Consider the following 12679-nt stretch of genomic DNA (forward strand, 5'->3'; position numbering starts at 1 on the left):
GCCGATGATAGTGCGGATTCCCGTGTGAAAGTAGGTAATCGTCAGGCTCCCTAAGCCAGAAACCCCCGCTCGAAAGGCGGGGGTTTTTGCATTGGCGCACCAGAAAAATCGTGCGGCGAAGCGTTGCCAAGGCTACGTCCGCTGGCTCCCCGCTGACGCAATCAATCGGAGCGCCGAGCCCGCCAGTTCCACACTCGCTGTTCGTGCCGTCCGGCATCTCCCGCCACTTCCTTTTGCCAATCGGACCTATCCCTCTTCGGGCCGGTTCCAGCTAATGCTGCACATCCAGCGCCGATAGCTGTGATGGCCGGTGATGAGCGATGTTGATCGACGATGATTGATAAATGCCGCTTCCTGACGAAAGCCCTCGCTTCATCTCCCGACGCTTCGGTGTGCCACATCAAGTGCTCACTCCGCGAGCACAGCGCGAAATCGTCATAAAAAATCTATGCGCATAAAGTTCATTCGCCCGGCATGCTCGACAGAGCGGAGAGCAAGCCCTTCGGGGTAATATCGCCGTTCGTCCCGATTCGCAGGTGCGTGTCTGCATCCCCGGCGATCGGCGTCTTTGGCCTTCCGTCTCCTGCATCGTTCATGACTGACAGCCCCGCCCAAAGTGGTCGGACGACCGACTTCTTGCCGTATCTCGTCGCCGCGACGTTCTTCATGGAGTACCTCGACACGACCGTGATCGCGACTGCGCTGCCGCAAATGGCCAGCTCGTTCGGCGTCGGACCGAATGCGCTGAGTCTCGGGATGACGGCGTACATGCTGGCGCTGGCGGTGTTCATTCCGATCAGCGGCTGGATCGCGGACCGCTATGGTTCGCGTACCGTCTTCGCGAGTGCGATCGTCGTCTTTACCGGCGCGTCGGTGCTGTGCGGGCTGTCCGAAGGGGTGATGTCGTTCACGGCTGCGCGGCTGCTGCAGGGTGTCGGCGGGGCAATGATGGTGCCGGTCGGCCGGATGATCGTCGTGCGCAGTACCGAGAAGGCGAGACTGATGCGCGCGATCGCGACGATCACGTGGCCGGGCATCGTCGCGCCCGTCGTCGGGCCGCCGATCGGCGGCTTCATCACGACCTACGCGTCATGGCGATGGATCTTCCTGTTGAACGTCCCGTTCGGTCTTGCCGCACTCGTTTGTACCTGGCTGATCGTCCGGAATACGCGGGCCGACGAGCAACGGCCGCTCGACTGGGTCGGCTTCGTACTGGCCGGTGGCGCATTGACGTGCCTGCTGATCGGCACGGAAGCGGCCGGGCAGCAGGATGTCGACTTCACGCGCGCGGGTGTCCTGGTGGGCGCAAGCGTGCTGTTCGGCATCGCCGCGTGGCTGCATGCGCGACACAGCGCGCATCCGCTGCTCGATTTCACGACGCTGAAGGTGCCGACGTTCTCGGTGACGGTGATCACCGGTTCGATTACGCGGATGGCGATCAACGCCGTCCCGTACCTGCTGCCGCTGCTGTTCCAGATCGGCTTCGGGCTGTCGCCGTTTCAGTCAGGCCTGCTGCTGCTCGCGAGCGCGCTCGGCAATCTCGGGATGAAGGCGGGGACATCGTGGATCCTCGACCGTTACGGCTTTCGGCGTGTCGCGCTCGTCGACGTGACGATCGTCGGCATCTTCACGATCGCATGCGGCTGGCTCACTGCGTCGACGCCGTTGGCGATCACGCTGTTCGTCGTATTCGTCTACGGGCTCACGCGGTCGATGCAGTTCACGACGCTCGCGACGCTGGCCTATGCGGATATCCCGTCTCACCAGACGAGCGCGGCCAGCACGCTGTGGAGCGCCGCGCAGCAGATGACGATCGGAATGGGGATCGCATTTGGCGCATTGTCGCTGCGGCTAGCGGCATTGGTGCGCGGCGATGCGGCCGGCATGCACTACGTGCTCGACGATTTCCGCTGGGCGTTCGTCGCGGCGGGCGTGCTCGCGCTGCTGACGTTGCCGGGCTATGCACGGCTGGCTTCCAATGCTGGCGACCGGCTGCGGGCCAACATAGCGCGAGGATAGGCCCGACTGCAAATCGAATTGGCGGTGCAACCAGTGAGTGAGCTTGTTTTTGGGCGCTCACCCGAGGCGCCGATTCGTCACGGTAGCGATCGCTTGACGGTCAGCGTAACCGGTTTGCCGTCACCGCGGGCGAATGGGCCTGCCGCGCAACCATGCTGGACCGCCGCGCTCTCCGGACAATGACGTGCGGTGCCGGAACGAGCATCAAGGCCGAATGCGATATGCGGACGACAGTAGCGCCGTCGTCCCGATTCCCGCTACTGCGCATCATGGAAGATGATGCCGATCGTGTGGCGATGGCCGCTTCGAATCCGGCTGACGCCGTGGCGCAAGTTGACGCGATAGACGCCGCGGGTTCCCTGCACCGGCCGGCCGTGCACCGCGAAGATCACGGCGTCGCCTTGTGTCAGCGGCACCACTTCCGCGCGCGACTGCATGCGGGGTCGCTGTTCCGTCAACACGAACTCCCCACCACTGAAATCGCGGCCCGGCGCCGACAGCAGGATCGCGACCTGCAGCGGAAACACGTGCTCGCCGTACAGGTCCTGATGGAGGCAGTTGTAGTCGTCGGCGCCGTATTGGAGGATCAGCGGCGTCGCTCGCGTCTGTCCCGCCGCATGGCAGCGATCGAGGAACGTCGCATGCTCCTTCGGATAACGAACGTCGACTCCGAGTGCCTGGTTCCAGCGATTAGCGATCGGCGCGAGATGCGGGTAGAGCGTCGCGCGCAGCTCGGCGATGACCGCAGGCAACGGATACGCGAAATACTTGTATTCGCCGCGGCCGAAGCCGTGCCGGGCCATCACGACACGTGAACGATAGAGTGCATCGTACGGATAGAGCGACGCGAGTGCATCGCATTCGCTTGCCGACACCAGGCCCGGTACGCGCGCGCATCCGTAGCGATCGAGTTCGCCCTCGACCGTCGGCCAGTCGAGGGTGTCGACGCGTTGCGCGATGTCCAGCGATTCGACGGCAGGTTGCAGATCGGCAATGTTCACGGGCGTACCTCTGGGCATCGGCGGTGTGGGGCCGTGCAGTCGCGCACGGTCGAGTCCACGATGGAAGTTGATGAACCCAGTCTAGCGGCGTCCATGCGCCGGTACGCTCCAGATCTTGCGCTTTAATTCGGATGATGAAACAGCGAAAAGCGGGCTGCGGCATCGGCACACTGAATGTGGTGAGGTACCAGAGAGGTGGCGGAGGAGAAGGGGAAGCGGAGAGGTAACGAAACGCCAGATCCAGCCTATCGCGGCGGATGGCGGCTCCTGCCCGCCACCCGCCGCGTCCCCAAATCAGGCCAGCGACCGGAACAACCAGTAAAGCCCCGCCGCGAGCGCGATCGACGCCGGCAGCGTCAGCACCCACGCGAGAACGAGGCTGCGCACCGTGCTCCATTGCAACCCGGAGCCGTTCGCCGCCATCGTGCCCGCGACGCCCGACGACAGCACGTGAGTCGTCGACACGGGCAGCCCGTACATGTCGGCGGCGCCGATCGTCAGCATCGCGACGAGTTCGGCCGATGCGCCTTGTCCGTAGGTCAGATGCTGCTTGCCGATTTTTTCGCCGACGGTCACGACGATGCGCTTCCAGCCGACCATCGTGCCGAGGCCCAGCGCGATCGCGACGGCGACCTTCACCCACGTCGGAATGAACTTGGTCGCGTGGTCGAGCTGCTTGCGGTAGTTGTCGATCGCGAGCTTGTCGGCGGCGGCGAACGCGGGTTGCCCCGACTTCTCGATCAGGCGAATGGCCTCGGACACGAGGTACATCGTGTTGCGCACGTTGTCGACGTCGCGTTGCGGCACGGCCGCCATCGAGCCCGACGCGCCGACGGCGGTCGCGAGCGACGTGGACAGCTGCGCGACGGCCGGCAGCACGGCGGGTGTCAGTTCACGGTGCTGCACGTAGTGTTCGACATCGGCACGCGGGTTCGCGGACGGCGCGATGCCGTTCGTGTACTTCCCGAACGTCGCAGCCGCCTGGTTCGCGACCGCCACGAAGGTCTGCGATTCGGCGGGCGTGACGGCCTTGTTCAGCGCATACGCGGTCGGCACCGTGCCGATCAGGATCAGCATGATGAGCCCCATCCCTTTCTGCCCGTCGTTCGACCCGTGGGCGAACGACACGCCGGTGCAGGTGAGGATCAGCAGGCAGCGAATCCAGAACGGCGGCGGCTGATCCTTCGGCGGCTCCTTGTACAGCTCCGGAATCCGCACGAGCGCCTTCAGCACGAGCAGCAGCAGCGACGCGCACAGGAAGCCGACGATCGGCGAGAGCAGCAGCGACTTGCCGACCCCGAGCGCCTGGCCCCAGTCGACGCCGCTCGTGCCGGACGGCCCATGCATCAGCTGGTTCATCAGCCCGACGCCGATGATCGACCCGATCAGCGTATGCGAGCTCGACGACGGCAGCCCGAAATACCAGGTCGCGAGGTTCCACACGATCGCGGCGATCAGCAGCGCGAACACCATCGCGAAGCCCGAGCCGCTGCCGACCTGCAGGATCAGCTCGACCGGCAGCAACTGCAGGATGCCGAACGCGACGGCGCCGCTCGAGACCATCACGCCGAGGAAGTTCCACATGCCCGACCAGATCACCGCGACGTTCGGCGTCAGCGAGTGCGTATAGATCACGGTCGCGACCGCATTCGCGGTGTCGTGGAAGCCGTTGACGAATTCGAAGCCCAGCGCGATCAGCAGGGCGGCGCCGAGCAGCAGGTACGGGAACAGCGTCCCTTCGCGGACCGGCGCCAGATCGGCGACCAGGTGGGTGGCGATATAGACGGCGCCGAGCACGAGCACCAGCAGGAAGGCGGCATAGCCGACCTGCCGGGTGCGCGCGACGGAGCCCGGATTGTTCGGGGCGGACGAAGCAGGTTGATTCATGACGGCATCTCGTAAGGGAACCGCGTCCGATCCTAGCTGCGGCTAGCAGTCAGTTTGATGACAGTCGGGACGACGAACGGTGTGTCTTACGGGGATGTAAGGCGAGTGGCGGCATGCGAGGCAGCGAGTCGCGTCGATCACTCACATAGTGAACACGACAGCGGCTTACGCGCCGGTATCGCGCTGCTCATCATCCGTCGCCGCCAACGTCCAGCCGGCCGGCGACGCGACGAACGTCGTGCACGACAGCGGCGCAACGTCGAGACGCGCGGCCGCGGCGTGGTCCATCCGCAGCACATGCGCGATGGCCGCGCGGACGATCGGCGCATGCGTGATCGCGATGACGTCGCGCTCGCGCGGCAACCCGTCGAACCACGTGCCGACCCGACGTGCGGCGGCGTCGAACGATTCGCCGCGATGCGGCGACGCGGACGGCGTGCCGATCCACGTGGCAAGTTCGTCAGGCAGATCGCGTGCGAGATCGTGCAGCCGCTTGCCTCGCCAGTCGCCGTAGTCGATGTCGCGCAGCGCGTCGTCGATGTCGGCGTGCAGCCCGAGTGCGTCGGCGGTCTGCGTTGCGCAGCGTGCCGGGCTGCACAGCACGAGCGAGCCGGCGATGGCCGTCCACCGGCCGTGCAGCGCGGCGGCTTCGGCAAGCCCGCGCGCGTCGAGCGGATCGTCGTCGGGAAACGTGCCGGTGCGCATCGCGCGGGTCGAGGCGTGCGCGATCAGGCGCAGCGAGGCATGCAGGTTCATGTCGGTGGTCGGATGATCCGGAGCGGGGCGCGCTTGCCCATCTGTCGTCGCTTCAATACGCGAACGTTCGCGCGTACAATTCGCCCGATACGAAGCGCGGAAGCCGGTGCAATTCCGGCGCGGTCGCGCCACTGTAACCGGGGAATCGATGATCCCGGAAGCCAGACCTGCCTTCGTACCCATCCATCATTTGTCGGGGCGCGATTCCCCTGAGGTGCATCCATGAGCGAAGCAGTGCTGAAGCCGGCGGTCGTGCCGGCACCCATCCCCGTCCGTGAGCTGTTGCCGTGGGCCGTGTTCGTCGGCCTGATCCTGCTGCTCGCCCTGTATTTCGTCGGTGCGGAACAGGGCGCGACGTCGCTCGTGCCGGGCATGTATGTCCACGAATTCGTCCACGACGGCCGCCATCTGCTCGGCTTTCCCTGCCACTGACGCGGAGTAAAAGATGGTCGGAAAGCTGCTCATGCGCGGGATGCTCGCAGGCATCGCCGCGGGCCTCCTCACGTTCGGTTTCGCGAAAGTCGTCGGCGAACCGCAGGTCGATCAGGCGATCGCCCTCGAAGAGAAAACCGCCGCCGCCCAAGGCGAGGCACCGGAGCCGGAACTGGTCAGCCGCCACACGCAGGCCGGCCTCGGGCTACTGACGGGCGTCGTGACCTACGGCGCGGCATTCGGCGGGCTGTTTTCGCTGGTCTTCGCGTATGCGTACGGACGCGGCAGCCGCCTGCCGGCACGGCCGCTGGCCGCGTGGCTCGCGCTGGCGGCGTTCGTCGCGCTCGTGATCGTGCCGAACCTCAAGTACCCGGCCAATCCGCCGTCGGTCGGCGACCCCGACACGATCGGTTATCGCACGGGCCTGTTCTTCCTGATGATCGCGATCTCGATCGCGACGATGGTGTTCTCGGTCAGCGTGCGCCGCCATCTGGTGGCAAAGCTCGGGCAGTGGAACGCGTCGATCGTCGCCGGGCTCGTGTTTGTCGCGATCATCGCGGCCGTGCAGATCGGGCTGCCGTCGGTCAGCGAGTTGCCGGCCGATTTCCCGGCGGCCTTGCTGTGGAAGTTCCGCGTGGCGGCCATCGGCATGCAGGTGATCATGTGGACGACGATCGGCCTGCTGTTCGGTGCGTGGGTCGAACGCGGCGAACGCACCGGCACCGGCATTCGCGCCGCCTGACGCGGGCCAGGCGGGCGCGCCTAGCGCAGCATGCGCGGCGCGCTCCACGTCGATTCGCGCGCCAGCGCGACGAACGCGGCCAGATAGTCGATCGCGGCATCCGCTTCGCGGATGCCGAGGAAGATCTGTTTCGCGATGCCGTTCTTGCCGAGCTTGACCGGCACGACCGGCATCCGGTCCGCATACTCGTCGGCGAGCCACCGCGGCAGCGCGGCCACGCCGCGTCCGCTCGCGACCATCTGCAGCATGATGTCGGTCGTCTCGATCGACTTGTGCCGCCTCGGCACGATGCCGGCCGGCGTCAGGAACTGGTTGTAGATGTCGAGCCGGTCGGTTTCGACCGGGTACGTGATCAGGATCTCGTCGGTCAGTTGCTCGGGCGTCACGTAGTCGGCATTCGCGAACCGGTGCGAATCCGCGACCACCAGCACCTGTTCGTAGTCGAACACGGGATCGAAGCGCAGCCCCGGCTTGTTCAGCGGATCGGGTGTCACGAGCACGTCGATGTCGTAACCGAACAGCGCGCCGATGCCGCCGAACTGGAAGCGCTGCTTCACGTCCACGTCGACGTCGGGCCAGCGCGACAGGTACGGCGACACGACTTTCAGCAGCCACTGGTAGCACGGATGGCACTCCATCCCGATACGCAGCGTGCCGCGCTCGCCCTTCGCGTACTGCTTCATCCGTTCCTCGGCGAGCTCGAACTGCGGCAGCAGCCGGTTCGCCAGCTTCAGCAGATACTGCCCGCCCTGCGTGAGCCGCAGGCCGCGGCCTTCGCGGTCCCAGATCGGCGTGCCGAGCTGCTGCTCGATTTTCCTGACGGTATGACTGAGGGCCGACTGCGTGAGGTGCAGCGCATGGGCCGCCGCGGTCAGCGAGCCCTGACGCTCGACTTCACGAATGACGACGAGATGGAATCGTTCCAGCATGGCTTGCGCACACCCGACGAATACATGAAGAATGTTAATGGTTGAATGAAATAATGCCATTTTATTTCATGGTTTGAAATCCCTATGATGGCTGCCGGATCTTCATTTTTCTCTGGACGGCAGCTTCATGGTCACGACACACAACCTCGGTTTTCCGCGCATCGGCGCGAAGCGCGAACTCAAGTTCGGTCTCGAACGCTACTGGAAGGGCGAATCGTCGCGCGACGAACTGAAGGCGCTCGGCGCCGAACTGCGCCGGCGCCACTGGCACGACCAGCGCGACCTCGATCTCGCGCCGATCGGCGATTTCGCGTTCTACGACCAGGTGCTCGACATGAGCTTCACGCTCGGCAACCTGCCGAAGCGTGTGCAGGATTTCCACGGCGATGCGCTCGACAACGCTTTCCGCGTCGCGCGCGGCCGGTCGGCGCAGTCGGCGGAGGCGCGCGCCGCGTGCTGCGGCGGGGTCGCGGCCGGCGAAATGACGAAGTGGTTCGACACGAACTATCACTACATCGTGCCGGAGTTCCATGCGGACACGAACTTCTCGCTCGATCCGTCGCGTCTGCTGCAGCAACTGGCCGAAGCGAACGCGCAGGGCGTGAATGCGAAGCCGGTGATTCTCGGCCCCGTCACGTACCTGTGGCTCGGCAAGGCGAAGGACGATTCCGATCGCCTCGCGCTGTTGCCGAAGCTGCTGCCCGTGTACGGCGCGCTGCTCGACACGCTGACCGCGCAGGGCGTCGAATGGGTGCAGATCGACGAGCCGATTCTCGTCACCGAGCTCGATGCCGAATGGCGCCAGGCATTCCGCACCGCGTATGCGGCGCTCGAAACGCGCCGCATCAAGCTGCTGCTCGCCACGTATTTCGGCCAGCTTCAGGACAACCTGACGCTCGCGGCGTCGCTGCCGGTCGACGGCCTGCATATCGACGCGATCAACGCACGCGACGAAGTCGACGCGCTGGTGCGTGAGCTGCCGCCCGAACGCGTGCTGTCGATCGGCGCGATCAACGGCCGCAACATCTGGAAGACGGACCTGAACGCGACGCTCGACTGGCTCGAGCCGCTCGCGAAGCAACTGGGCGACCGGCTGTGGCTTGCGCCGTCGTGCTCGCTGCTGCACGTGCCGGTCGATCTCGCGAACGAGGCGAAGCTCGACGCGGAAATCCGCTCATGGCTCGCGTTCGCGCTGCAGAAGCTCGACGAGCTGAAGGTGCTCGCGACCGCCCTGAACGAAGGCCGCGACAAGGTGGCCGACGCGCTCGCCGCGAATGCCGCCGCGATCGAGTCGCGCCGCCGCTCGCCGCGCGTGAACAATCCGGCGGTGAAGGCCGCGATCGCCCGCATCGACGCGCGGCTCGGCAACCGCGCGAGCCCGTATGCGCAGCGTGCGTCGAAGCAGTCGGCGCGCCTGAACCTGCCGGCGTTCCCGACGACGACGATCGGCTCGTTCCCGCAGACCGCCGAAATCCGCCAGGCGCGCAGCCGGTTCAAGGCCGGCACGCTGGACGAAGCCGGCTATCGCACGGCGATGCAGGCCGAGATCGAACGCAGCGTCCGCGAACAGGAATCGCTCGAACTCGACGTGCTCGTGCACGGCGAAGCCGAGCGCAACGACATGGTCGAATACTTTGGCGAACAACTCGACGGCTACGCGTTCAGCCAGTTCGGCTGGGTGCAGTCGTACGGTTCGCGCTGCGTGAAGCCGCCGATCCTGTTCGGCGACATCAGCCGCCCGAAGGCGATGACGGTCGAGTGGATCACCTATGCGCAGTCGCTGACGAACAAGCCGATGAAGGGGATGCTGACCGGCCCCGTGACGATCCTGAACTGGTCGTTCGTGCGCGACGACCAGCCGCGCTCGGTGTCGTGCTACCAGCTTGCGCTGGCGATCCGCGACGAAGTGCTCGATCTCGAGCAGGCCGGCGTGCGCGTGATCCAGATCGACGAAGCGGCGCTGCGCGAAGGGTTGCCGCTGCGCCGCGCGCAGTGGAGCGAATACCTGAAGTGGGCGGTCGAGTCGTTCCGCATCACCGCGAATGGCGTGCAGGACGATACGCAGATCCACACGCACATGTGCTATTCGGAGTTCAACGACATCATCGCGTCGATCGCCGACATGGACGCGGACGTGATCACGATCGAGACGTCGCGCTCGGACATGGAGCTGCTCGATGCATTTGACGACTTCAAGTATCCGAACGAAATCGGGCCGGGCGTGTACGACATCCATTCGCCGAACATCCCGACGCAGGATCACATCGTCGGCCTGATGAGGAAGGCGGCTGAACGGATTCCGGCGGAACGCCTGTGGGTGAACCCGGATTGCGGGCTGAAGACGCGTCAGTGGGGGGAAGTGATTCCGGCGCTGACGAACATGGTCGCGGCTGCGAAGACGCTGCGCAATCAGGTGCGGTAGCCACGCGGCAAGCACCGTGCGGCACCGTCGCGATCAACGATCGCGACGGCAAAAAAAGCGGCCCGCAGAAGCGGGCCGCTTTCGTCATGCGTGCATTTGCGCGATGCGCCGGGCGTTACGCGGTGCGCGTGCCGCGCGGCAGCACCTCGTCCGTCTTGCCGGGTGCACCCGCATCGTCGATGCTGACCCGGCGCGAGATCAGCCACACGCACAGCGACGACAGCACGGCGGCACTCGCGTACTGGATCGCGAGCGGCCACCAGTGCGGCGTGGTGTTCTGCGCGATGACGGTCGCCACCAGCGGCGTGAGGCCGCCGGCGAGCGCGCCGCACACCTGGTACGCGATCGAGATCGCCGTATAGCGGATCCGCGCGACGAAGATGCCGCTGACGAAGCCCGCGACCACCGAGTAGTAGCCCGATTCCGCGAGCGTCGCGAGGCCGACGCCGACCGTGATCGACACCGGCGTGCCGAGGTGCACGAGCGGCAGCATCACGAACGGGACGATCATCGCCCAGGCGCCGGTGATCAGCAGCACGCGCGTGGTGCCGAAGCGTTGCGCGAGGAACGCGGCCGCGAGCTGCACGACGAACTGCAGCACCGCGACGATCGTCATGCAATGCAGCACCATCGACCGGTCGAGCGACAGGAACTGCGTCGCATAACTGATCATGAAGATATTGCTGAAATACACGCCGGCGATCCCGTACACGTTCGCGCCGATCGCGAGCAGCAGCAGCGGCCAGTATTTGAGCGCTTCGCGCACCGGGTTCCGCGCTGTGTTGCCGCTCTTCCTGACTTCCTCGAACTCGGGCGACTCGGACACGCTCGCGCGGATCACGAAGCCGACGACCAGCAGCACGGCGCTCGCGAGGAACGGCACGCGCCAGCCCCAGCTCATCATGTCGTCCTTCGACAGCGTGCTGATCGCGCCGAACGCGAGCATCGACAGGATCAGGCCGCTCGCGCTGCCGAGCTGCGCGAACGACGCGAAGAACGTACGCTTGCCTTCCGGCGCGTGCTCGCCGGCCAGCAGTACCGCGCCGCCCCATTCGCCGCCGACCGCGATGCCTTGCAGCACGCGCATCAGCACGAGCAGGATCGGTGCGACCACGCCGGCTTGCGCGTGGGTCGGCAGCAGGCCGATCGCGACCGTCGACACGGCCATCAGCATCAGCGTCGCGAGCAGCGACCGCTTGCGGCCGAAGCGGTCGCCGAGATAGCCGAACAGCACGCCGCCGAGCGGCCGCGCGAAGAAGCCGACCGCGAACGAGCCGAACGACGCGAGCAGGCTGATGAAGCGGTTTTCGCCGGGAAAGAACAGCGGCCCGAATACGATGGCGGCGGCGGTCGCGTAACTATAGAAGTCGTACCACTCGATCGTGGTGCCGACGAACGAAGCGAGCGCTGCCCGCTTCGGTTGCTTGACGGAAGTCCCCATCTTTGTGTGTGCTCCTCTGGAATCCTCTGATTTGGAATAGATGGCGGTGCGGGAATCAGTCGCGGTACGCGACGCCCGGCAGCACGCACAGCAGCTCGTACGCGAGGTTCGCGCCGAGCAGCGCCGTGGTGCCGAACGGGTCGTACGGCGGCGCGACTTCGACGAGATCGCAGCCGACGATGTTCAGCCCCTTCGCGCCGCGGATGATCTCGAGCGCCTGCGGCACCGTGAGGCCCGCGATTTCCGGCGTGCCGGTGCCCGGCGCGTAGGCGGGGTCGATGCCGTCGATGTCGAAGCTGATGTAGACGGGCGTGTCGCCGATGCGCGCGCGCACTTCTTCCATCAGCGGCGCGAGCGACTTGTTCCAGCATTCCTCGGCCTGGACGACGCGGAAGCCCTGCTCGCGGCACCAGTCGAAATCCTCGGCCGCGTAGCCGGTGCCGCGCAGGCCGATCTGCGTGACCTTGTCGCCGTGCAGCAGGCCTTCCTCGACCGCGCGACGGAACGGCGTGCCGTGCGCGATCTTTTCACCCATCATCGTATCGTTCACGTCGGCGTGTGCATCGACGTGGATCAATGCAACCTTGCCGTGCTTGCGGTGGATCGCGCGCAGGATCGGCAGCGCGATCGTATGGTCGCCGCCGAGCGTGATCGGCTTGCAGTCGTGCTCGAGAATCGCGTCGTACGCGGCCTCGATGCGGGCGATCGAATCGTGCAGGTTGTACGGATTGATCGCGACGTCGCCGATGTCGGCGATCTGCAGCGAATCGAAGGGTGCTGCGCGCGTGGCCATGTTGTACGGGCGCAGCAGCACGGATTCGGTGCGGATCTGGCGCGGGCCGAAGCGCGCGCCGGTGCGGTTGGACGTGCCGAGGTCGAACGGCACGCCGACGAAACAGGCGTCGAGGCCTTCGGCGCTCGCCACGTGCGGCAGGCGCATCATCGTCGCGATGCCGCCGCAGCGCGGCATTTCATTGCCGCCGAGCGGCTGGAAATGGGTGTGGTCGTTCATGGGGCGTCTCTTCCAGTGTGGGGTTGCCGTATCATGCG

10 protein-coding genes and 1 riboswitch are annotated in these 12679 nt (G+C 65.8%); of the genes, 4 read left to right on the forward strand and 6 right to left on the reverse strand.

Translation table 11 applies throughout. The features are described from left to right. The first annotated feature begins 594 nt into the window (after nt 1-594). Entirely contained in the window at nt 595-2019 is a 1425-nt protein-coding gene (locus DFS13_RS34395; protein WP_012493569.1) for a DHA2 family efflux MFS transporter permease subunit, read from the forward strand. 257 nt (nt 2020-2276) lie between these two features. Here DFS13_RS34395 and DFS13_RS34400 read toward each other — a convergent pair whose 3' ends face one another. The 3 genes from DFS13_RS34400 to DFS13_RS34410 form a co-directional block, all read right to left on the reverse strand. Beyond that, nucleotides 2277-3038 carry a 2OG-Fe(II) oxygenase gene (locus DFS13_RS34400; protein WP_111442708.1) on the reverse strand — a complete coding sequence of 254 codons (762 nt, stop codon included), beginning with the start codon at nt 3036-3038 and terminating at the stop codon, nt 2277-2279. Nucleotides 3039-3314: 276 nt separating this feature from the next. Beyond that, the gene (locus DFS13_RS34405; protein WP_006488499.1) at nt 3315-4907 is read right to left on the reverse strand and encodes an inorganic phosphate transporter; all 1593 of its coding nucleotides are present in this window, start codon (nt 4905-4907) and stop codon (nt 3315-3317) included. A gap of 165 nt (nt 4908-5072) precedes the next feature. Then, entirely contained in the window at nt 5073-5663 is a 591-nt protein-coding gene (locus DFS13_RS34410) for a histidine phosphatase family protein (RefSeq protein WP_012493567.1), read from the reverse strand. A 46-nt stretch (nt 5664-5709) separates the two neighbouring features. After that, nucleotides 5710-5853: riboswitch (cobalamin riboswitch) on the forward strand. Nucleotides 5854-5885: 32 nt separating this feature from the next. On the opposite strand from DFS13_RS34410, the gene DFS13_RS34415 reads away from it, so the two are divergent. Next, nucleotides 5886-6095 carry a CbtB-domain containing protein gene (locus DFS13_RS34415; protein WP_006488502.1) on the forward strand — a complete coding sequence of 70 codons (210 nt, stop codon included), beginning with the start codon at nt 5886-5888 and terminating at the stop codon, nt 6093-6095. A gap of 13 nt (nt 6096-6108) precedes the next feature. After that, the gene (locus DFS13_RS34420; RefSeq protein ID WP_077021344.1) at nt 6109-6837 is read left to right on the forward strand and encodes a CbtA family protein; all 729 of its coding nucleotides are present in this window, start codon (nt 6109-6111) and stop codon (nt 6835-6837) included. A 20-nt stretch (nt 6838-6857) separates the two neighbouring features. Here the strand turns inward: DFS13_RS34420 and DFS13_RS34425 are convergent, their stop codons facing one another. After that, on the reverse strand, nt 6858-7766 hold the full coding sequence (locus tag DFS13_RS34425; RefSeq protein WP_059720899.1) for a LysR family transcriptional regulator: 909 nt from the start codon (nt 7764-7766) through the stop codon (nt 6858-6860). Between the two features lie 127 nt (nt 7767-7893). On the opposite strand from DFS13_RS34425, the gene metE reads away from it, so the two are divergent. After that, nucleotides 7894-10188: a 5-methyltetrahydropteroyltriglutamate--homocysteine S-methyltransferase gene (gene metE, locus DFS13_RS34430; protein ID WP_111442709.1), complete on the forward strand. Its 2295-nt coding sequence runs from the start codon at nt 7894-7896 to the stop codon at nt 10186-10188. A gap of 115 nt (nt 10189-10303) precedes the next feature. Here metE and DFS13_RS34435 read toward each other — a convergent pair whose 3' ends face one another. Further along, nucleotides 10304-11629, reverse strand: a complete 1326-nt coding sequence (locus DFS13_RS34435) for an MFS transporter (protein ID WP_006495119.1) — start codon at nt 11627-11629, stop codon at nt 10304-10306. A gap of 55 nt (nt 11630-11684) precedes the next feature. Then, a complete protein-coding gene (gene speB, locus DFS13_RS34440; protein ID WP_006495120.1) occupies nt 11685-12641 on the reverse strand; it encodes an agmatinase in 957 nt (318 codons plus the stop codon). Nucleotides 12642-12679 lie beyond the last annotated feature (38 nt).

The sequence above is a fragment of the Burkholderia sp. 28_3 genome (assembly GCF_003253915.1).
Classification (GTDB): domain Bacteria; phylum Pseudomonadota; class Gammaproteobacteria; order Burkholderiales; family Burkholderiaceae; genus Burkholderia; species Burkholderia cenocepacia.

Excerpts from the sequence above, each read along its gene's own strand:
- DFS13_RS34395 (WP_012493569.1), top strand. The coding sequence starts at position 595 with ATGACTGACAGCCCCGCCCAAAGTGGTCGGACGACCGACTTCTTGCCG.
- DFS13_RS34400 (WP_111442708.1), bottom strand. The coding sequence starts at position 3,038 with ATGCCCAGAGGTACGCCCGTGAACATTGCCGATCTGCAACCTGCCGTC.
- DFS13_RS34405 (WP_006488499.1), bottom strand. The coding sequence starts at position 4,907 with ATGAATCAACCTGCTTCGTCCGCCCCGAACAATCCGGGCTCCGTCGCG.
- DFS13_RS34410 (WP_012493567.1), bottom strand. The coding sequence starts at position 5,663 with ATGAACCTGCATGCCTCGCTGCGCCTGATCGCGCACGCCTCGACCCGC.
- DFS13_RS34415 (WP_006488502.1), top strand. The coding sequence starts at position 5,886 with ATGAGCGAAGCAGTGCTGAAGCCGGCGGTCGTGCCGGCACCCATCCCC.
- DFS13_RS34420 (WP_077021344.1), top strand. The coding sequence starts at position 6,109 with ATGGTCGGAAAGCTGCTCATGCGCGGGATGCTCGCAGGCATCGCCGCG.
- DFS13_RS34425 (WP_059720899.1), bottom strand. The coding sequence starts at position 7,766 with ATGCTGGAACGATTCCATCTCGTCGTCATTCGTGAAGTCGAGCGTCAG.
- metE (WP_111442709.1), top strand. The coding sequence starts at position 7,894 with ATGGTCACGACACACAACCTCGGTTTTCCGCGCATCGGCGCGAAGCGC.
- DFS13_RS34435 (WP_006495119.1), bottom strand. The coding sequence starts at position 11,629 with ATGGGGACTTCCGTCAAGCAACCGAAGCGGGCAGCGCTCGCTTCGTTC.
- speB (WP_006495120.1), bottom strand. The coding sequence starts at position 12,641 with ATGAACGACCACACCCATTTCCAGCCGCTCGGCGGCAATGAAATGCCG.